General features: G+C 74.6%; 21 protein-coding genes and 2 pseudogenes. 1 reads left to right on the top strand and 22 read right to left on the bottom strand.

Features of this window, described 5'->3' with window-relative positions:
* Both Q0195_RS03310 and rpsB read right to left on the bottom strand, forming a co-directional pair.
* Positions 1–134, bottom strand: a pseudogene (locus tag Q0195_RS03310) (elongation factor Ts); the annotation flags it as partial.
* 30 nt (positions 135–164) lie between these two features.
* Positions 165–1,172, bottom strand: coding sequence for a 30S ribosomal protein S2 (gene rpsB, locus Q0195_RS03315; RefSeq protein WP_299274475.1), 1,008 nt, complete (start codon positions 1,170–1,172; stop codon positions 165–167).
* Between the two features lie 437 nt (positions 1,173–1,609).
* Between rpsB and Q0195_RS03320 the strand changes: the two genes are divergently transcribed.
* Positions 1,610–2,185, top strand: a complete 576-nt coding sequence (locus Q0195_RS03320; protein ID WP_299274477.1) for a M23 family metallopeptidase — start codon at positions 1,610–1,612, stop codon at positions 2,183–2,185.
* A 16-nt stretch (positions 2,186–2,201) separates the two neighbouring features.
* Here the strand turns inward: Q0195_RS03320 and Q0195_RS03325 are convergent, their stop codons facing one another.
* From Q0195_RS03325 to Q0195_RS03420, 20 genes and pseudogenes are all read right to left on the bottom strand, one after another.
* Positions 2,202–3,167: a tyrosine recombinase XerC gene (locus Q0195_RS03325; protein WP_299274480.1), complete on the bottom strand. Its 966-nt coding sequence runs from the start codon at positions 3,165–3,167 to the stop codon at positions 2,202–2,204.
* Positions 3,168–3,348: 181 nt separating this feature from the next.
* Positions 3,349–4,554: a formaldehyde dehydrogenase, glutathione-independent gene (fdhA, locus tag Q0195_RS03330; RefSeq protein ID WP_299274485.1), complete on the bottom strand. Its 1,206-nt coding sequence runs from the start codon at positions 4,552–4,554 to the stop codon at positions 3,349–3,351.
* Between the two features lie 122 nt (positions 4,555–4,676).
* The gene (gene dprA / locus Q0195_RS03335; protein WP_299274488.1) at positions 4,677–5,888 is read right to left on the bottom strand and encodes a DNA-processing protein DprA; all 1,212 of its coding nucleotides are present in this window, start codon (positions 5,886–5,888) and stop codon (positions 4,677–4,679) included.
* Positions 5,881–7,416 (bottom strand): YifB family Mg chelatase-like AAA ATPase, encoded by a 1,536-nt coding sequence (locus Q0195_RS03340; protein WP_299274492.1) that lies wholly within the window; start codon positions 7,414–7,416, stop codon positions 5,881–5,883. The genes dprA and Q0195_RS03340 overlap by 8 nt, the downstream gene beginning before the upstream one ends.
* Complete coding sequence (locus tag Q0195_RS03345) at positions 7,417–7,779, bottom strand: YraN family protein (RefSeq protein WP_299274495.1); 363 nt, start codon at positions 7,777–7,779, stop codon at positions 7,417–7,419.
* A 183-nt stretch (positions 7,780–7,962) separates the two neighbouring features.
* On the bottom strand, positions 7,963–8,268 hold the full coding sequence (locus tag Q0195_RS03350; protein WP_299274498.1) for a DUF2469 domain-containing protein: 306 nt from the start codon (positions 8,266–8,268) through the stop codon (positions 7,963–7,965).
* Between the two features lie 7 nt (positions 8,269–8,275).
* Positions 8,276–9,088 carry a ribonuclease HII gene (locus Q0195_RS03355; protein WP_299274501.1) on the bottom strand — a complete coding sequence of 271 codons (813 nt, stop codon included), beginning with the start codon at positions 9,086–9,088 and terminating at the stop codon, positions 8,276–8,278.
* Between the two features lie 166 nt (positions 9,089–9,254).
* Complete coding sequence (gene lepB / locus Q0195_RS03360) at positions 9,255–10,013, bottom strand: signal peptidase I (protein ID WP_366518072.1); 759 nt, start codon at positions 10,011–10,013, stop codon at positions 9,255–9,257.
* An 88-nt stretch (positions 10,014–10,101) separates the two neighbouring features.
* Positions 10,102–10,443, bottom strand: coding sequence for a 50S ribosomal protein L19 (gene rplS / locus Q0195_RS03365; protein ID WP_299274503.1), 342 nt, complete (start codon positions 10,441–10,443; stop codon positions 10,102–10,104).
* Between the two features lie 161 nt (positions 10,444–10,604).
* Positions 10,605–11,942, bottom strand: coding sequence for a tRNA (guanosine(37)-N1)-methyltransferase TrmD (gene trmD / locus Q0195_RS03370; RefSeq protein ID WP_299274506.1), 1,338 nt, complete (start codon positions 11,940–11,942; stop codon positions 10,605–10,607).
* A 1-nt stretch (position 11,943) separates the two neighbouring features.
* Positions 11,944–12,462 (bottom strand): ribosome maturation factor RimM, encoded by a 519-nt coding sequence (rimM, locus tag Q0195_RS03375; protein ID WP_299274509.1) that lies wholly within the window; start codon positions 12,460–12,462, stop codon positions 11,944–11,946.
* A gap of 78 nt (positions 12,463–12,540) precedes the next feature.
* Positions 12,541–12,780 carry an RNA-binding protein gene (locus Q0195_RS03380; protein WP_299274512.1) on the bottom strand — a complete coding sequence of 80 codons (240 nt, stop codon included), beginning with the start codon at positions 12,778–12,780 and terminating at the stop codon, positions 12,541–12,543.
* Positions 12,770–13,216: a 30S ribosomal protein S16 gene (gene rpsP, locus Q0195_RS03385; RefSeq protein ID WP_299274515.1), complete on the bottom strand. Its 447-nt coding sequence runs from the start codon at positions 13,214–13,216 to the stop codon at positions 12,770–12,772. The genes Q0195_RS03380 and rpsP overlap by 11 nt, the downstream gene beginning before the upstream one ends.
* 222 nt (positions 13,217–13,438) lie before the next feature.
* Entirely contained in the window at positions 13,439–14,233 is a 795-nt protein-coding gene (locus Q0195_RS03390; protein ID WP_299274518.1) for an ABC transporter permease, read from the bottom strand.
* A complete protein-coding gene (locus Q0195_RS03395) occupies positions 14,230–15,153 on the bottom strand; it encodes an ABC transporter ATP-binding protein (protein WP_299274521.1) in 924 nt (307 codons plus the stop codon). Before Q0195_RS03395 ends, Q0195_RS03390 begins: the two co-directional genes overlap by 4 nt.
* Position 15,154: 1 nt before the next feature.
* On the bottom strand, positions 15,155–15,913 hold the full coding sequence (locus Q0195_RS03400) for a hypothetical protein (protein ID WP_299274524.1): 759 nt from the start codon (positions 15,911–15,913) through the stop codon (positions 15,155–15,157).
* Positions 15,910–16,791: an ABC transporter ATP-binding protein gene (locus Q0195_RS03405; protein WP_299274527.1), complete on the bottom strand. Its 882-nt coding sequence runs from the start codon at positions 16,789–16,791 to the stop codon at positions 15,910–15,912. Before Q0195_RS03405 ends, Q0195_RS03400 begins: the two co-directional genes overlap by 4 nt.
* Positions 16,788–17,150: a GntR family transcriptional regulator gene (locus tag Q0195_RS03410; RefSeq protein ID WP_299274530.1), complete on the bottom strand. Its 363-nt coding sequence runs from the start codon at positions 17,148–17,150 to the stop codon at positions 16,788–16,790. The genes Q0195_RS03405 and Q0195_RS03410 overlap by 4 nt, the downstream gene beginning before the upstream one ends.
* Positions 17,151–17,396: 246 nt before the next feature.
* Positions 17,397–18,485 (bottom strand): amidohydrolase family protein, encoded by a 1,089-nt coding sequence (locus Q0195_RS03415; protein WP_299274533.1) that lies wholly within the window; start codon positions 18,483–18,485, stop codon positions 17,397–17,399.
* 11 nt (positions 18,486–18,496) lie between these two features.
* Positions 18,497–18,954, bottom strand: a pseudogene (locus Q0195_RS03420) (signal recognition particle protein); the annotation flags it as partial.

The following is an 18,954-nucleotide window of genomic DNA, read 5'->3' on the forward strand; positions in this document are numbered from 1 at the left end:
CCCTTGACGCGGATGATCTCCAGCGCCTTCTGCTGGTCGCCGTCGGCCTCGTCGAGCGCCTTCTTGACGTCCATCATGCCCGCGCCGGTCTGCTCGCGGAGCGCCTTGATGTCAGCGGCGGTGTAGTTCGCCATGGGTGTGTTCTCTCCAGTCGGGGTCGGGGCTCAGGCCTGGCCGGCGGGCGGCTCGTCGGCCGCGGGGGCGTCCGTCGCCGGGGCGTTGTCGGCCACCTGGGTGGCGTCGGGGCCCGCACCGTCGACGACGGGGGCGGACTCGTCGCCCGACTCCGCGGCGGCCGCGACCTGCTCGGCGTCGTGCGTGGCACCGGCGGTCTGCTGGGCGGCGTCGAGCGCGCCCTCGGTCTGCTCGGCGCCGGCCGGGGTGGTCTGGGCGCTCTGCTCGCCCTCGTGCGACTCGAGGAGCTCGCGCTCCCACTCGGCGAGCGGCTCGGCGTCGCCGCCGGCCTCACCGGTGGTGCCGCCGTGGCGGGTGACCAGGCCGTCGGCGACGGCGTCGGCGATCACCCGGGTGAGCAGGCTGACGGCGCGGATGGCGTCGTCGTTGCCCGGGATGCCGTAGTCGACCTCGTCCGGGTCGCAGTTCGTGTCGAGGATCGCGACGACCGGGATGCCCAGCTTGCGGGCCTCGGAGACCGCGAGGTGCTCCTTCTTGGTGTCGACGACCCACACCGCGGAGGGCAGCTTGTTCATGTCGCGGATGCCGCCGAGGGTGCGCTCGAGCTTCTCCTTCTCGCGGCGCATCATGAGCAGCTCCTTCTTGGTGTGGACCGAGCCGGCCACGTCCTCGAAGTCGATCTGCTCGAGCTCCTTCATCCGCTGGAGCCGCTTGTGCACGGTGCTGAAGTTGGTGAGCATGCCGCCCAGCCAGCGCTGGTTGACGTAAGGCATGCCGACGCGGGCGGCCTGCTCGGCGACGGCCTCCTGGGCCTGCTTCTTGGTGCCGACGAAGAGGATCGTCCCGCCGCGGGCGACCGTCTCCTTGACGAAGTCGTACGCACGGTCGATGTCGGTCAGCGACTGCTGCAGGTCGATGATGTAGATGCCGTTGCGCTCGGTGAAGATGAAGCGCTTCATCTTCGGGTTCCAGCGCCGGGTCTGGTGCCCGAAGTGCACGCCGCTCTCGAGGAGCTGGCGCATGGTGACGACGGCCATGGCTCGTCCTTTCCGGTGCGGTTCGCCCGCACGTCGGGCGGGCCGGTGCGATGCACGGACCCGCGGTTCGGTTGTCCACCGGCGGCCGGGTGGCCGCCGCTCCTGGTGCTCACGACGGCCGGCACCCGCCTGGGCGGGACCGCGCCGACCGCCTCGCGTCGCCGGGTCGGTGGGACCGACTGCGGACGCGACCTGTGGGCACGCGATGTCAACCAGATCGCTCCGGTTGCGGTGGCCATGCTACCGCACCGCCCCCGGGTGCCCCGGCGGCGCCGGTCGCCTGTCGTGCACGCCACACGCGGCCCTGTGTCCCGCCGGCCGGCCGCGGCACCGGCATGCGGTGCGGGGTGCTCCACCGGGTGCGTCGAGGTCGCCGCCGTGCACCGTCGCCGCGGGTGGCGCCGACGCGGGCGGTGGGGCCCGGCCACGCTGCGGCCATGGGTGTGGGGAGCGGGGTGGCGGCGGCCGCGGCGGCGGTGGCCGCGGTGGGCGGGATGGTGCTGCTGGCCGTGGGGCCGGATGGCGGGCCCGCAGCCCAGGAGCGGGTGGATGTGGCCGCGGCGGCAGGCCGGCGGCCGGCCTATGAGTGGCCCTCCGGGGAGCCGGCCGCGGTGCTGCGCGCGTTCACCGCTCCGGCCGAGCGCTGGTCGGCCGGGCACCGGGGCGTCGACCTCGCCCTGGCCGACGGGGCGGCCGTCCGGGCGGCGTCCGACGGGGTCGTCGCGTTCGCGGGGGCCGTCGCCGGGCGCGGGGTGGTCTCGGTGGACCACGCCGACGGGGTGCGCACCACCTACGAGCCGGTGGCCCCCGCCGTCATCCGCGGGGAGGCGGTGGCCGCCGGGCAGGTCGTCGGGCAGCTGGAGGGCGCCGGCCACTGCGCGCCGGCCACCTGCCTCCACTGGGGCGCCCGCCGCGGCCGCGAGGACTACCTCGACCCGCTCACCCTCCTCTCCCCCGCGCAGGTGGTGCGGCTGCTGCCCCGGCACGCGGGCGGTGCGGGCGGCACGTCCTGATCGTCCCGGCGGGAGGCTACGCGCGCGGGTGCGCCTGGGTGTAGGCGGCCCGCAGCCGTTCCGGGGTGACGTGGGTGTACCGCTGGGTGGTGGCCAGGGAGGCGTGACCGAGCACCTCCTGGACGGTGCGCAGGTCGGAGCCGCCGGCGAGCAGGTGGGTCGCCGCGCTGTGGCGCAGGCCGTGCGGGGCGAGGTCGCGCACGCCGGCGAGCGCGGTGAGACGGTGCACGCTCTCCCGGACCGCCCGCACGCCCAGGCGTCCGCCGCGCGCACCGAGGAACAGCGCCGGCGGCGACGTCGCGGTCACCAGTGCGGGGCGCCCCCGGGTGAGCCACTCCCCCAGCGCGCGGTCGGCCGGGACCCCGAAGGGCACCACTCGCTCCGTCCCGCCCTTGCCGAGCACCCGCACCGTCCGCTCCCGCCGGTCCACCGCGTCGAGGTCGATCCCGACCAGCTCGGCCACGCGCACCCCCGTGGCGTAGAGCAGCTCCAGGACGGCCCAGTCGCGCAGGTGGACGGGGTCGCCGTCGTCGGCCCGCCGGGCGGCGAGGTCGAGGAGGTGTGCTGCCTCGTCGACGGCGAGCACCTGGGGCACCCGCCGGTCCGGGCGCGGGCTCAGCAGCCGCTGCCCCACGTCCTCGGCCAGGTGACCCTGGCGGTGGGCCCAGGTGGAGAAGGTGCGGGCGGCGGCGGCACGCCGCGCGACCGTCGACCGTGTGCGGCCGGCGCGGGCCTGTCCGGCCAGCCAGGCGCGCAGGGCGGCGAGGTCGAGCCGCGCGAGGTCGACCGTGCGGGGTGCCTCGCCCGCCTCGGCCCCCGCGAGGTCGGCGGTGCGGGGAGCCCCGCGGGCCTGGGCCTGCGCGAGGTCGAGGAGGAGGGAGCGGACGTCGGAGAGGTAGCCGCGCACCGTGTGCTCGGACAGGCCGCGCTGCAAGGCGAGGTGGCGGCCGAAGGCGTCCAGGAGCGCGTCGATGTCGTGCACGCCCCCACCGTGCCGCGCCCCGGGGTCGGGGACGGCCCCACCACGCCGGACGTCCCGGGAAATGTCGCTCGCCGCCCTGCGAGCGCCGGCCGGGAGGGGCCTCGGCTCCATATGCTCCCGTCGCGACACGCCGGTCGCCGGGAAGGACGGCGCCCGCTCCGTGGCGCCGTCCTCCCGTGGGTCAGCGGATCGAGCCGTGGGCGTCGATGACGTACTTCTTCGCCGCGCCCTTGTCGAACTCCTCGTACCCGCGTGGGGCGTCGTCGAGACTGATCACCTCGGCGTTGACCGCCTTGGCGATCTGGATGCGGTCGCGCAGGATCGCCTTCATCAGGCCGCGGTGGTACTTCATCACCGGTGTCTGGCCGGTGACGAAGGACAGCGCCTTGGCCCAGCCGGTGCCGAAGTCGAGCGACAGCGCACCGCGCTTGGCGGCCTCGTCGACGCCGCCCGGGTCACCGGTGACGTACAGGCCCGGGATGCCGATCCGGGCGCCGGCGTCGGCGATGAGCATGACGCTGTTGAGCACCGTGGCCGGTGCCTCCTTGCCCTCGTGGCCCCGTGCCTCGAAGCCGACGGCGTCCACCGCGGCGTCGACGAACGGCTCGCCGATCACCTGCTCGATCTGCTCGTGCGGCATGCCCTTGTTGAGGTCGATCGTCTCGCAGCCGAAGCTGCGCGCCTGGGCGAGCCGCTCGGTGTTGAAGTCCCCGACGACCACCACCGACGCCCCCAGCAGCTGGGCCGAGGCCGCCGCGGCCAGGCCCACCGGGCCGGCGCCCGCGACGTAGACCGTGGAGCCCGTCGTGACGCCCGCGCTGTAGGCCCCGTGGTACCCGGTGGGCAGGATGTCCGACAGCATCGCCAGGTCGAGGATCTTCTCCATCGCCTGGTCGCGGTCGGGGAAGACGAGGCAGTTCCAGTCCGCGTACGGGACCAGGACGTACTCCGCCTGCCCGCCGACCCAGCCGCCCATGTCGACGTAGCCGTAGGCGCTGCCCGGCCGGTCGGGGTTGACGTTGAGACAGATCTCCGTGCGCCGCGCCTTGCAGTTCCGGCAGCGACCGCAGGAGATGTTGAACGGGACGGAGACGAGGTCGCCCTTCTTGACGAACTCGACGTCCGGCCCGGTCTCGACGACCTCACCGGTGATCTCGTGGCCCAGCACGAGGTCGGTCGGTGCGGTGGTGCGGCCCCGGACCATGTGCTGGTCGGAGCCGCAGATGTTGGTGGCGACGGTCTTGAGGATGACGCCGTGCGGCACCTTCCGTCCGACGTTCGCCGGGTTGACGCCCGGGCCGTCCTTCAGCTCGAAGGTGGGGTAGTCGGTCTCGATGATCTCGACCTTGCCCGGGCCCTTGTACGCAACTGCTCTGTTGCCTGCCATGCCTTGCCTTCCCCTCGCTCGGGCCGGATCCAGGGGCGGTCCCCAGGTGGAGCGTGCGAGAACGGCGCCGCTGCGGTCCAGCACACATGTGTGCCCTGGATGTTACCGGATTGTGACCCAGGTCACTGGTGGTTCGGGGTCCGGGACCCCGAGGTGCTGCGGGGACGGGCGGGGTGTCGCGTCCGGCGCCAGCCGGCACCGACGCGTTCCACCCGGCCCTCGAGCTCGAGCCGTCCGATCCCGCTGCGGACCTCGTGCTCGCTGAGCCCGGCGGTGCGTGCCAGCCCCCGCAGCGTGGCGGTCGCCCGCACGGGCAGGGCGTCGAGGACGCGCGCCCCGACCGGGTCGAGGCCGTCGAGCAGCCCGGGGTGGACCGGGCGGTCCGCGGGGAGGTCCTGGCCGCTCGGGGCGAGGAGCTCCAGCACCTCGGCGGCGTCGGTGACGCACACGGCGTCGGTCTCGCGCAGCAGCCGGTGGCAGCCGGCGGACGCCATCGAGGTGACCGGGCCGGGGACCGCCCCGACGGGGCGCAGCAGGTCGGCGGCGTGGTGGGCGGTGCTCAGTGCGCCCGAGCGCCAGCCGGCCTCGACGACGACGCAGACCTGTCCGAGCGCCGCGATGAGCCGGTTGCGCAGGAGGAACCGGTGCCGCTGGGGCGAGGAACCGGGGGCCGGCTCGGCGAGGACGACGCCGTCGGCCATGACGGCCTCGAGGAGTGCGCTGTTGCCGCTCGGGTAGAGCCGGTCCACTCCCCCGGCCATGACCGCCCAGGTCGCTGCCCCGGTGCTCAGCGCGCCGCGGTGGGCGGCAGCGTCGATGCCGTAGGCACCACCCGACACGACGACCACCCCCCGCTCGGCGAGCGCGGCGCCCAGCTGGGCCGCGAGCGGCTCCCCGTACGCGGTGCTCGCCCGCAGCCCGACGACCGCCACGCGCCGGTCTCCGGCGCTCAGCCGTCCCCCGCCGCGGAGCCACAGGGCGGCGGGGGCGGCGTCGTCGAGGTCGTCGACCGCGGCGGGCCACTCTTCGTCGCCGGGCACGACGAGGCGCCCACCCAGGGCGTGGAGCGTGGCGAGCTCGCGGCGGATGTCGAGCTGGTCGAGCCGCGGCAGCCACCGGGCCACGGCCTCCTCCCAGGGCAGCGCCGCTGTCACGGGATCGCTCACCCCGGGCGGGACCGGCCGGCCCGACCACCCGCGCCGGGCGAGGTGGTGCAGCCAGTCGAGTGCGCCGTCGGGGCCGAGGGTGCGGCGCAGCACACCGGCCTGCCGGTCCCCCGGCTCGGCGACCCGGGTCCACGCCGCGGCGGCGAGCCGCCGCCCGTCGTCAGCCATGGCGCCCTCCCCTGGTGCGCAGGCTCATCGCGGTGCCGATCTCCTCCAGGCCCGGGCCGGGTCGGCCGGCGAGGTCGGCGAGCGTCCACGCGGTCCGCAGCACCCGGTCCATGCCGCGCAGGCTCAGCGTCCCGGCGTCCAGGGCGCGCTCGAGCACCGCCCGGGCGCGGCGGTCGAGCCCGCGCTCCGGTGCCCGGAGCCAGGCGCCGGGCACCTCGGCGTTGGTCCGCCACGGGGTGTGCGCCAGCCGCTCCCGCTGCGCCGCCCGCGCGTCCCGCACCCGTGCCGCCACCACGGCGCTGCTCTCCGCCGCGCCGTCGAGCGCGGCGGCGGCCCGGGTGAGGGCGGGGACCTCGATCTGGAGGTCGACACGGTCCAGGAGCGGGCCGGAGAGCCGGGCGAGGTACCGGCGCCGCTCGAGCGGACTGCAGGTGCAGGCCAGCCCCTTGCCGGCGGCCTTCCCGCAGGGGCACGGGTTGGCGGCGAGGACGAGCTGGAAGCGGGCCGGGTAGCGCGCGCTGCCGCGGGCGCGGTGGACGACGACCTCACCGCTCTCCAGCGGCTGGCGCAGCGAGTCGAGGACGCGGCGCGCGAACTCGGGCGCCTCGTCGAGGAGGAGCACCCCGCGGTGCGCCCGGGAGGCCGCGCCGGGCCGTGGGACGCCGGCACCGCCGCCGACGATGGCCGGGGCGGTGGCCGTGTGGTGCGGGTCCTCGAACGGCGGGCGGCGCAGCAGGCCGCCGCCGGGGTCGAAGGTGCCGGCGACGGAGTGGATGGCGGTCACCTCGAGCGCGTCGCCGTCGTCGAGGTCCGGCAGGAGACCGGGGAGCCGGGCGGCCAGCATGGTCTTGCCGGCACCGGGCGGGCCGACCATGAGGAGGTGGTGCCCGCCGGCGGCGGTGACCTCGAGGGCGAAGCGGGCGTCCGCCTGTCCGACGACGTCGGCGAGGTCCGGGGCGGCAGCCCGTGGCGGGGGCGGTGGGGCGTGCGCCGGCTCGGCGGTGGGCGGGGTGATGTCGGCGCCGTACTCGCGGGCGAGCTCGGCGAGGTGGTGCACCCCGCGGACCCGGGCTCCCGGCACGAGCCGGGCCTCGGCGAGGTTCGCGGCGGGGACGACGACGTCGGCGCGGCCGGCCGCGACCGCGGCGGCCACGGCGGGCAGGACCCCGCGCACCGGGTGGACCCGGCCGTCCAGCCCGAGCTCACCGAGGTGGACGACCCCCGCCGCCCGTTCGGCGGTGGGCAGCCCGTCGGCACCCAGGCAGGCGACCGCGACGGCGAGGTCGAACACGGACCCGGCCTTCGGCAGCGACGCCGGGGAGAGGTTGACGGTGCGCCGGCGGGCGTCCCACGGCAGGGCGCTGGAGGTGACGGCGGCGCGCACCCGCTCCTTGGCCTCCGACAGGGAGGTGTCCGGCAGGCCGACGAGGGTGAACGCGGGCAGCCCGCCGGCGGCGTGCGCCTCGACCTGGACGAGGTGGCCCTCGACGCCGACGATGGCCACGGACCAGGTGCGGGCCAGCCCCACCTAGCCCACCGCCCGCAGGTGCTGGACGAGCGCGGGGCGGCCCGGACGGCGCAGGACGGCGACGACGTCGATGCGTACCTGCGCCGCCCGCACCGGGTGCTCGGCCAGCCAGCGTGCGGCCAGGCGGCGCAGCCGGGCGAGCTTGGTGGCGTGCACCGCCTCGGCGGGGTGGCCGAACCCGGTGCCGCTGCGGGTCTTGACCTCGACGAAGGCGATCGCGTCGGCCCGCGGGTCGCGGGCGACGACGTCGATCTCCCCCTCGCGGCACCGCCAGTTGCGGTCGAGGATCTCGTAACCGTCCGACTCGAGCATCGCCACGGCGATGCCCTCGCCGAGAGCACCGAGCTCGTCCTTCGCGGCCACCGGGCACCACCTCCGCGACCAGCGTCACGGATCGGGGGCGGGCGTGCCGGGTGCCGGCGCCGGGGCCGGTGGGCCCACCGGCGCGAGACGGCCCGGTGGAGCAGTCTGCGGCGGCCCTGGCCGGCAGGGCGGGCCGAGATCGGGCGTGCGTCAGCCCGACGGGGCAGTCCGGGGCGGTACCGGTCAGGAGGGCAGGCCGAGCTCCGCGCGGGGCAGCTCCTCGACGTTGACGTCCTTGAAGGTCACCACGCGCACGGAGCGGACGAACCGCGCCGAACGATAGACGTCCCACACCCAGGCGTCGCCGAGCGTCAGCTCGAAGAACACCTCACCACCCGCGGTACGCACCTGCAGGTCCACCTCGTTGGCGAGGTAGAACCGCCGCTCGGTCTCCACCACGTAGGAGAACAGCCCGACGACGTCGCGGTACTCGCGGTACAGCCCGAGCTCGAGCTCGGCCTCGTAGTTCTCCAGGTCCTCTGCGCTCACCCGACCATCATGCCCCTGGTCGAGCCGGGAGCGCCGCACCAGCACGGGCGGGCACGGCGGCGGTCTGCACCACAGCGGCGTCGGCCTCCTCCGGGGCGGCCACCTCGAGCGCCTCCGCGTCCACGGTACCGTCGGCGAGCTCCTCGGCGGTGGGCAGCCGCCAGGAGCGGCGGTGCAGCTCGCTGGGGCCCTGAGCGCGCAGTGCGGCCAGGTGCTCGGGGGCCGAGTAGCCCTTGTTGGAGTGCCAGCCGTACTCCGGGTGGTGCTCGGCCAGCTCGACCATGATGGCGTCGCGCTCGCACTTGGCCAGCACGCTGGCCCCGGCGACGGCGGCGCAGCGCATGTCGCCCTTGACCTGGGTGCGCACCGGCGGCGGGGCGGGGAAGGCGGTCTGCTCGAGGTCGGCGAAGAGGTCCGCGGGCGGGGTGAGCCAGTCGTGGACGCCGTCGAGGATGACGATGTCGGGCACCAGCCCCTGCGCCGCCAGCACCGCCAGGGCGCGGTTGCCCGCCAGTCGCAGCGCCGCGATGATCCCGATGGCGTCGATCTCGGCGGGCTGGGCGTGCCCGACCGCACTGCCCACCGACCAGCGGCGCACCGGCTCGCACAGCGCCTCCCGGGCGGCGGGCGTGAGCAGCTTGGAGTCGCGCAGCCCGCGCGGGAGGCGGCCGGTCGTCTCGTCCACGACGACGACGCCGACACTCACCGGCCCGGCCAGTGCCCCACGGCCCACCTCGTCCATGCCGGCGACGAGCCGGTGCCCGGCGGCGAACAGCTCACGCTCGAGGTGACGCGTCGGGGGTCGGGAGGCAGGAGGCACGCGCCCATCGTAAGCACCGTGGGCCACCCGGCAGCGCCCCACGCCGAGGACGCCACCTGTCTCCCGCACATCCCGCGGGTGTACCGGGACCGGCGGCGACTGTGCGGTCGCGCACGTGGTGGGTGCGGCCCTGCGTGCGCACGTCGGGCCGCGGGGCGCCCGACGGTCAGGGGTCGGGGACGGCGGCGAAGGTGTCGCCGGGGTTGCGCAGGACGGTCCAGCTGTCGACCGGCCACAGGATGAGCATGGCGGTGCCCACGACGTTGCTCATCGGCACCGCCCCGCCCCCGGGACCGCCCTGGTGGGAGCGGGAGTCCTGGGAGTTGGAGCGGTTGTCCCCCATGAGCCACAGGTGCCCCTCGGGGACGGTGACCGAGAACTCCCGGTCACTCGGCGTCACCCCCGGCTTGAGGTACGGCTCGTCGATGCCCACGCCGTTGACGACCAGCCGGCCGTCCTCGTCGCAGCACTCGACGGTGTCACCGCCCAGCCCGATGACCCGCTTGATGAGGTGCTCGCCCGCGTTCTGCGGCAGTAGCCCGACGAAGGTGAGGAACTCCTCGACCCCGCGCTGGACGGCGTTGCGGGTGTCGGGGGTGGGCTCGAGCCAGCCCCCCGGGTCGACGAAGACGACGACGTCGCCCCGGTTGACGTCGAGCGGGCCGGGCGCCAGCTTGCTCACCAGCACCCGGTCGCCGACGGCCAGCGTGTCCTCCATCGACCCGGACGGGATGAAGAACGCCTGGACGAGGAAGGTCTTGATGATGACCGACAGCACCAGGGCGCTGACGACGACGATCGCCGTCTCGCGGAGCCACCCGCGCTTGGAGGGGCGGGCCTCGGCGCGGTCGCCGGACCTCACCCGGTCGCGGTCGCGGCGGGGGTGGGAAGGGCTGGACGGAGCGGCGTCATCGTCGTTGGTCACGGCCGGTGTCTGCTCCTGTCACACAAAAGAACTTCTGCCCGGCTCGAGCGAGCCGGGCAGAAGTGATGGTACGTGGTCCGGGGCGCGGTCAGCGCTTCTCGCGGATGCGAGCCTTCTTCCCCTGCAGGCCGCGCATGTAGTAGATCTTCGCGCGCCGCACGTCACCGCGCTGGACGACCTCGATCTTGTCGATCGTCGGGGAGTGCACCGGGAAGGTGCGCTCGACGCCGACGCCGAAGCTCACCTTGCGGATGATGAAGGTCTCGCGCACACCGGAGCCGGAGCGGGCCAGGACGTACCCCTGGAACACCTGGATCCGGGAGCGGTTCCCCTCGACGACCTTGACGTGCACCTTGAGGGTGTCACCGGCCCGGAAGTCGGGGATGTCGTCGCGCAGGGAGGGTGCGTCGACGTGGTCGAGGGTCTGCATGGTTCGGCCTTCCCGCTGGTGCCACAGGTCACCGGCGCTTGCTCGTGGCAGCACTCGCTGCCGCGTGTCGTGGTCTGGGGGTCGCGCACCCTGCTACGCCGGTCCCCCGTGGCAGACCGTGCGCGTGTGGGCGCATGACCGGTCCATCTTGCCACACGGCATCAGGGCGCGGAAATCGGTGTGCTCATCACCACGTCGTCGTTCGGCACGCCGCCCACGTCGAAGGTGCGGCGCCCGACGACGGTGAAGCCGCAGCGCTCGTAGAAGCGTCGCGCGCGCCGGTTGCCGGTGTTCGTGCCGAGCCACATCGTCGCCGCGCCGCGGGCGGCGGCCGCCGCGGTGGCGGCCGCGACCAGCCGGCCGGACAGGCCGCCGCCGTGGACCTCCGGGCGGACGTAGCACTTGCTCAGCTCGGCCACGCCTCGGCCGTCGTCCTGCCCGGGGGGCGGGGAGTCGAGGACGACCATCGTGTAGCCGAGCAGCGTCCCGGTCTCCTCGTCGACCGCGACGTGGAGGAGGCGCTGCGGGTCGGCGAGGTAGCGGGTGAAGCTTGCCTCGTCGAGCTGGGTGGCGACGAACTCGGCGACGGCCTCGGCCGGGAGGGCGGGTGGGCAGGCGAGCGGGAACGTCACGGCGGCGAGCTCGGCCAGCCCCGCGGCGTCGTCCTGCCGGGCGGGTCGGACGTGCACGCGGCGGGGGCCGTCCTGCCCCACGTACCAGCCGAGCCGGGCGAGCACCTCCCGGTCGGCGCGGTCGAGGTCCTGCGGGGCGAGCCGGGCGAGCAGGTCGGGGCGGCGCTCGGCGGTGCGTTCCAGGGCCCGGTCACGCCGCCACCGCGAGACCTTGGCGTGGTGGCCGGAGGTGAGTACCTCGGGCACCTCGAGGTCCCGCCACACCGGGGGTCTGGTGTAGACGGGGTACTCCAGCAGCCCGGCGGCGCCGTGGGACTCCTCGACGAGCGACTCGGGGTTGCCGACCACCCCGGGCAGCAGCCGGGCGACCGCCTCGACGACGACGAGCGCGGCGACCTCCCCGCCGTTGAGCACGTAGTCCCCGATCGAGACCTCGCGGACGAGGACGTCGGGCCGGCTCGCGTAGTGCTCCACGACGCGGGCGTCGATGCCCTCGTAGCGGCCGCAGGCGACGACGATCCGGTCGGCCCGGGCGAGCTCCTCGGCGGTGCGCTGGGTGAAGACCTCCCCGGCCGGGGTGGGGACGAGCAGGACGGTGGGTGTCGGGTCCTCGGTTGCCGTGGTCCGGGCCGGGACGGGGCGGGCGAGCACGTCGTCCAGGGCGGTGCCCCACACGTCGGGGCGCATGACCATCCCGGCCCCGCCGCCGAAGGGGGTGTCGTCGACCGTGCGGTGCCGGTCGGTGGTCCAGTCGCGCAGGTCGTGGACGGCGAGGTCGAGCAGCCCGGCGCGCCGGGCCTTGCCGACCAGCGAGAGGTCGAGGGGGGCGAGGTAGTCCGGGAAGATCGTCAGGACGTCGATCCGCACGTCACTCCTCCACCGGGTCGGAGGCGAGCAGCCCGCGCGGGGGGTCGAGCACCACGCGCCCGCCGGCGACGTCGACGACGGGGACGATCTCGGCGACGAACGGCACGAGGGTCCGCTGCCCACCCTCCTCGGTGACGACGAGCGCGTCCTGGGCGGGCAGGTGCTCCACACCCGCGACGGTGCCCAGTCGGCGCCCGGTCGTGTCCTCGACGACGAGGCCGGTGAGCTGGTGGGGGTACCAGGCGTCCTCCTCCTCGTCCTCGTCGTCGACGGTGACGAGGAGGACGGTGCCGCGCAGCGCCTCGGCGGTGGTGCGGTCGGGGGCCTCCGCGAAGCGGACGTACCAGGTGCCCTGGCGCTGGGTCGCGGCGGCGACGGTGAGCGGGCCGCGGTCGGCGGGGTCCGTCGCCAGGACGGTGCCGGGTGCGAGACGGCCGGCGGGGTCCTCGGTGCGCACGTCCAGCCGGACCATGCCCTTCAGCCCGTGCGGGGCTCCGACGCGGGCGACCACGAGCTCCATCTGGGTCTCTCCTGGGGGACGACGGGAACGACGGAGCCCTGGCTCACCGGGCGGTGAACCAGGGCTCGCGTCGACTGGTCAGCGCAGGTCGGTGTCGACGACGTCGACGCGGACCGGGCCGCGCGTGGACAGCGCGGAGATGACGGTGCGCAGGGCGCGGGCGGTGCGGCCCTGCCGTCCGATGACCCGGCCGAGGTCGTCCGGGTTCACCCGCACCTCGAGCAGCTCGCCGCGGCGCAGCGAGCGGGAGGTCACGGTGACGTCGTCGGGGTGGTCGACGACGCCCCGGACCAGGTGCTCGAGGGCGTCAGCCAGCATTGGTCTCGTCGGCGCTCTCCTCGGACGCGTCCTCCGAGGCCTCCGCGGCGGCCTTCTCCGCGGCCTTCGCCTTGCGCTTCTCGGCCTCGTCCTCGGCGGCCTTGATGGCGGCGGCCTTCGCCTCGGCGGCGGCCTCGGCGGAGCCGTCCTTGGTGCGCAGGGTGCCCTCGGCGCCGGGCAGACCCTTGAACTTCTGCCAGTCGCCGGTCACCTTGAGGAGCGCCGCGACCTGCTCGGTGGGCTGGGCGCCCACGGAGAGCCAGTACTGGGCCCGCTCGGAGTCGATCTCGATGAACGAGGGCTCCTCGGTCGGGTGGTACTTGCCGATCTCCTCGATCGCGCGGCCGTCACGCTTCTTGCGCGAGTCCATGACGACGACGCGGTAGTACGGGGCGCGCATCTTGCCCATGCGCTTGAGACGGATCTTGACTGCCACTGTGGTGGGTACTCCTGGTTCATGTGGGGCGGACCGGACGCGTTCCCCGGTGGGTGTCGAGGTCGGGCACAGTCCTGGACGCGGTTCCGGCGGGTGAGAGGGGCCCGGCGGTCCGAGTACAGCGGGTCATTCTGCCAGACCGGCGGCGCTCTGCCCAACCCCGGTGTCCACCCCCGCCCGTGGGGCGTCGGTCACGTCGGGGTCACCGTCGCCGCGGGCCCGTCAGGACCAGCGGAACACGCGGGCGGCGACGGGGTAGCCGACGACGCTCCAGCCGGCGAGCACCGCCAGTTCCTGCCAGGGCAGGTCACCGCCGAACCAGGCCACCGTCATCGCCTCGCTGGCGGCGCCGAGCGGGACGAAGGAGGCGATGGTGGCCAGGGTGTCGGGCATCATCGCCGTCGGGGTCCACACCCCGGCGAAGAAGAGCATCGGGAAGTAGAGCAGCATCCCGATGCCCGAGGCGGTGGACGCCTTGGGGGCGGTGCCGCCGACGACGAACCCGATGGCGAACATCGCCAGCGTCGCCAGCACGAGCGTGCCGACGATGAGCAGCGGCTGCTCGGGCAGCGGCAGGTCGAGGGCGAGGACGCCCACGGTGACGGCCAGGACGACGGCGGCGGCGAGGGCGGCGCCGCTGACGACGACGTGCGCCGCCAGCACGCTGCGCGGCCGCATCGGCGTGGTCGACAGGCGCCGGAACACCCCGTGCTCCCGGTAGGAGGCGACGTAGGCGGGCAGCGTGGTCAGCGCCACCGTGCCGACGGCGAGGGACAGGACGGCCGGCCCCCACAGGTGGATGACGGCCATCCCGGCGAACTGCGGCATGTCGGTGATCGGCTCGCGCATCCCGGGGATGACGAGGCCCATCCCGAGCAGGAGGACCGTCGGGAAGGCCAGGGCGAAGAACACGGCTCCCGGGTCGCGCAGGAAGAGCCTGGCCTCGGTGGCGGTGAGCGTGCCCAGGCCGCGCCGTGCGGGTGCGGTGGTGGGGGCGGTGGTCGTGGCGGTGGTCATGCTGCGGCTCCTTCCGGGCTGCGGTGGCCGGTGAGCTCGAGGAAGACGTCCTCGAGGCTGCGGCGCAGGGTGGTGATGTCGTCGGGGACGATGTCGTGCCGGGCGAGCTCGAGGACGACGGCGGGCAGCACGGTCCGGGTGCCGGTCACCTCGATCTCCCGGCCGCGCTGGACGACGTCGGTGACCTCCGGCAGGGCGCGGACGGTGGCCAGGTCGACCGGTCGTGGAGTGGTCATCCGGAACGCCCGCCGGTCGGTGGCGGCCTGGGCCAGCTCCGCGGGGGCACCCTCGGCGACCACCCGACCGGCGTCGATGACGACGACCCGGTCGCTGAGGTGCTCGGCCTCGTCCATGAAGTGGGTGACGAGCAGGATGGTCACCCCGCGCCGACGGACCTCGTCGATGAGCGCCCAGGTCTCGCGGCGGGCCTGGGGGTCCAGGCCGGTGGTGAGCTCGTCGAGGATCGCGATGCGCGGGTTGCCGACGAGCGCCAGGGCGATCGACAGCCGCTGCTGCAGTCCGCCGGAGAGCTTCTCGAACCGCTTGTCACGGTGCTCGGCGAGACCGAGCATGTCGAGCAGCACGGTCTCGTCGGCCGGCTGGGCGTAGAAGGAGGCGTAGAGCCGCAACGCCTCTGCCACCGTGATCTTCGGCGGCAGCTTGGCCTGCTGGAGCTGGATGCCCACGTGCTCCCGGATCCGCTCCGGGTGGCGCTGGGGGTCCTCCCCCAGCACCCGGATGCGGCCGGCGTCGACGGTGCGCAGCCCGGCGAGGGCCTCCACCGTCGTCGTCTTCCCGGCGCCGTTGCGCCCGAGGATGCCGACGATCTCGCCGGCGTGGACGGTGAAGCCGACGTCGGCGACGGCGACGGTGGTGCCGTAGGTCTTGCGGAGACCCTCGACCTCGATGACGGGTTCCATCTCATGACTCCGATCGGGTGATGGGGACGGTGCGGGCGAGCAGGGCGAAGGCGACCGCCGCTGCGACGGAGCCGACCCCGCCGAACACGTGGGCGGACACCGGCGGCAGGTCCCAGGGGACGAAGGGCGCCTCGGACCAGCTGGTCGCGAACATGACGTAGAGGATCGGCACCATGGTCAGCGGCAGCGCGAGCGTGGCCCACCAGCCGCCGAGCCGGTAGTAGGTGATCCCGACGAGCATCCCGGTGAGGACACCCGCCGCGGTGGTGAGCGTGTGGTCCAGGAGCAGCGGGCCGACACCGGTCTCCCACACGCCCCGGACGTACTGCTCCCCCGGTGCCGCGTCGTGGTCCCAGCCCATGCGGTCGTACAGCGCCCCCTCGAGCAGCAGGAGGGCGGCTCCGGTCACCGCGTGGAGCAGCGCGGCGACGACACCGGCCACGAGCCCGCCGATGACGAACGAGCGGCGGGTCATCCCGTTGGCCACGTGCACGCCGAGGTAGGTGGTGGAGACGATGATGCCGAGGGCGAAGAGGAACCAGACCATCGGCCCGTTGCGGACGAACTGCAGGACGGAGACGTTGACGGTCCCGAACCGGTCGGTGACGACGACGGCGACAGCGGCGCCGACGATGCAGATCGCCCAGAACCACAGCCACAGGTAGACGTAGACCTGCAGGTGGCGGTGCACGGTGCGCGCCCACTGCGGGCGGCTGGAGCTGACGGCACCGCGCAGGCGGGGGGCGGCGGCGCGGGTCATCGGCGGGCCTCCTTCTCGGTCAGGGCGATGAACAGGTCCTGGATCGGCACCGCGCCGAGCTCCAGGCCGGCGGCACGGATCCGGTCGCGGACGTCGGCGTCGAGCGTCCCGAGGACCGTCACCTGCTTCGTCGGCCCGAGGGACTGCTCGCTGAGCACCCGTAGTCCCGCGGTGGCGGCGTCCACCCGGGCGGCCGGACCGGTGACCGTGGCCCCGCGCTCCCGCAGGCTGTCGGCGTCCTCGGCGAGGACGACCTGCCCGTGGTCGAGCACCACGACGTTCTCGAAGAGCTGCTCGACCTCGCCGATGAGGTGGCTGGACAGGATGATCGTGCGGGGGTGCTCGACGTAGTCGGCGATGAGCAGGTCGTAGAACCGGCGGCGGGACGGGGCGTCCATACCGAGGTAGACCTCGTCGAACATGGTCACCGGGGCGCGGGACGCCAGGCCGATGACGGCGCCGAACGCGGACCGCTGGCCGCGGGAGAGCTTGCGGGGCTTCTTGCGGGGGTCGAGCTCGAAGGCGTCGAGCAGCTCCTCGGCGTATGCCTGGTCCCACGTGGGCCGGGCCGAGGCGACGAACTCGAGGGTGACCGTGAGCTTCTCCTCGGTGAGCACGTCGCCGCTCTCCCGGATGAGGCAGATCTGCTCCATGAGCGCCTCGTCCTCGTAGGGGTCGCGGCCGTCGACACGCACCTCGCCCCAGGTGGGGCGCAGCAGTGAGGCGATGCTCGACAGCATCGTCGTCTTGCCCGAGCCGTTGCGGCCGAGGAGCCCGGTGATGCTGTTCGCCGGGAAGCGGACGGTAGCGGCGTCGAGCGCGCGGGTGTCCTTGAAGTCGACCGTCACGTCGCGCAGCTCGATGTCCAGGCCGCTCATGCGCGGACCCCCTTCTCCTTGATGTAGCGGACGATCTCCTCGGCGCTGATGCCGAGCACGCCGGCCTCGTCGAGCACGGCGTCGAGGTGGTCGGTGAAGAACGCGCCGCGCCGCCGCTCCCGCAGCCGCTCCCGGGCGCCGTCGGCGACGAACATCCCCACTCCTCGCTGCTTGTAGATGACGCCCTCGTCGACCAGCTGGGCGAAGGCCTTGGCCGCGGTGGCGGGGTTGATCCGGTACGTCGTGGCGAACTGGGTGGTGCTCATCACCTGGTCCCCCTCGGCCAGCGTCCCGTCGAGGATCTGGCGACGCAGGTGCTCGGCGATCTGCATGTAGATCGGCTCGGGCCCGTCGAACACGTCCCACCTCCTCGGCCTGCCTAGTTCATTACATGACTAATGAACCACACAACCAAGCAACCGCGCAACCCCGTTCCGGTGGTGCGCACACCGCAGTGCCGCGGGGCGACGTCGACAGTCCGACCGAACCGGGGCCGACCCGGGCGGGGCTGGGCCCGGGCGGGGGGGGTGGGACCGGGCGGGGCTGGGCCCGGGCCGGGGGTGGGACCGGCACGCCGGGTGAGACGGGCGGGACCTGCCGAGCGGTCAGCAGACCTCGCCGCGGAGGATGACGGCGGTGGGGCGGGCGAGGACGGCGACGTCCTCGCGGGGGTCGGCGTCGTAGACGACGACGTCGGCCGACGCCCCCTCGGCGACGCCGGGGACGCCGAGGAACTGCCGTGCGCGCCAGCTCGCGGCGGCGACGGCGTCCGCGGCCGGGACCCCGGCCCGCACCACCTCGGCGAGCTCGGCGGGCAGCGTGCCGTGCGTGATGGTGCCGCCGGCGTCGGAGCCCATGAGGAGGGGCACCCCGGCCTCGTGGAAGGCCCGCACCTGCTCGTAGCGGCGCTCGTGCATGGCCCGCATGCGGGCGGCGTACACCGGGTACCGGTCCCCCGCCTGGTCGGCGATGGCGGCGAAGTTCCCGACCTGGAGGAGGGTCGGGGTGACCGGGATCCCGCGGCGGGCGGCCTCGGCCATGTGGTCGGCGGTCATGCCGGTGCCGTGCTCGATGCCGTCGACCCCGGCGTCGAGCAGGTCGTCGACGGCCTCGCGGGAGAAGGTGTGGGCGGTGACCCTGGCGCCTGCCTCGTGCGCGGCCGCGACACCCTCGGCGAGCACGTCGGCGGGCCACAGCGGCCGCAGGTCGGCGTCGACGCCCGCGGAGCGGTCGATCCAGTCGGCGACGATCTTCACCCAGCCGTCGCCGTCCGCCGCCTCCTGCGCCATCGCCTGCGGCAGCTGGGAGACGTCGTCGAGCTCCCGGCCGAAGTGGCGCAGGTAGCGCTTGGGCCGGGCCAGGTGCCGGCCCGCGCGGACCAGGCGGGGCAGGTCGGGCCGCGACTGCACCCAGCGGGTGTCCAGCGGGGAGCCGGCGTCACGCACGAGAAGGGTGCCGGCGTCACGGTCGGCCCGGGCCTGGGCCTCGGCCTGCGCGGGGCTCACCGCGCCGTGCGGCCCCAGCCCGATGTGGCAGTGGACGTCGACGAGCCCGGGCAGCACCCAGCCCTCGATCGTGCGGGCGGGTGCGGCGGGCGGGTCGAGGGTGAGGCGGCCGTCGACCACCCACACCTCGTCCAGCTCCGCGCCGTCCCCGACGACGATCGTGCCGGTCAGGTGCAGCGGCTGGGTCACGCCCCTCCTCGTCAGCGCAGGTACTTCTGGAGCTCCTCGAGGTCCGGCACGGCCTCGGGCTCGTCCCGGCCGCCGCCGAGACCGAAGGCCGAGCCGGTGGGCGCGGGTGCCTCGGCCGCGCGACGTGCCGCCTCGGCCTCCTGCTGGGCGCGCTTGGCGGGGTTGCCGGACTTGCCCTTCTTGCCCTTCTTCGGCGGCGGCGCCATGCGGCCGCGGGACTTCTTCCCGCCACCGGGCAGCCCACCGGGGCCGAAGCCGCCGCGGGGCAGCCGCCCGCCGGTGCGGGCCATCTGCCGCATCATCTGCTGCGCCTGCTCGAAGCGCTCCATGAGCTGGTTGACCTCGGTCACCGTGGTGCCCGAGCCCCGTGCGATCCGGGAGCGCCGCGAACCGTTGAGGATGCGCGGGTTGTTCCGCTCCTCGGGGGTCATCGAGCGCACCATCGCCTCGATGCGGTCGACCTCGCGCT

It is taken from the genome of uncultured Georgenia sp. (assembly GCF_937958535.1).
Lineage (GTDB): Bacteria > Actinomycetota > Actinomycetes > Actinomycetales > Actinomycetaceae > Oceanitalea.

Excerpts from the sequence above, each read along its gene's own strand:
- Q0195_RS03395 (WP_299274521.1), bottom strand. The coding sequence starts at position 15,153 with ATGGAACCCGTCATCGAGGTCGAGGGTCTCCGCAAGACCTACGGCACC.
- rimM (WP_299274509.1), bottom strand. The coding sequence starts at position 12,462 with ATGGAGCTCGTGGTCGCCCGCGTCGGAGCCCCGCACGGGCTGAAGGGC.
- Q0195_RS03390 (WP_299274518.1), bottom strand. The coding sequence starts at position 14,233 with ATGACCACCGCCACGACCACCGCCCCCACCACCGCACCCGCACGGCGC.
- Q0195_RS03405 (WP_299274527.1), bottom strand. The coding sequence starts at position 16,791 with ATGAGCGGCCTGGACATCGAGCTGCGCGACGTGACGGTCGACTTCAAG.
- Q0195_RS03400 (WP_299274524.1), bottom strand. The coding sequence starts at position 15,913 with ATGACCCGCGCCGCCGCCCCCCGCCTGCGCGGTGCCGTCAGCTCCAGC.
- Q0195_RS03320 (WP_299274477.1), top strand. The coding sequence starts at position 1,610 with ATGGGTGTGGGGAGCGGGGTGGCGGCGGCCGCGGCGGCGGTGGCCGCG.
- dprA (WP_299274488.1), bottom strand. The coding sequence starts at position 5,888 with ATGGCTGACGACGGGCGGCGGCTCGCCGCCGCGGCGTGGACCCGGGTC.
- rplS (WP_299274503.1), bottom strand. The coding sequence starts at position 10,443 with ATGCAGACCCTCGACCACGTCGACGCACCCTCCCTGCGCGACGACATC.
- rpsB (WP_299274475.1), bottom strand. The coding sequence starts at position 1,172 with ATGGCCGTCGTCACCATGCGCCAGCTCCTCGAGAGCGGCGTGCACTTC.
- fdhA (WP_299274485.1), bottom strand. The coding sequence starts at position 4,554 with ATGGCAGGCAACAGAGCAGTTGCGTACAAGGGCCCGGGCAAGGTCGAG.
- Q0195_RS03380 (WP_299274512.1), bottom strand. The coding sequence starts at position 12,780 with ATGCTGGCTGACGCCCTCGAGCACCTGGTCCGGGGCGTCGTCGACCAC.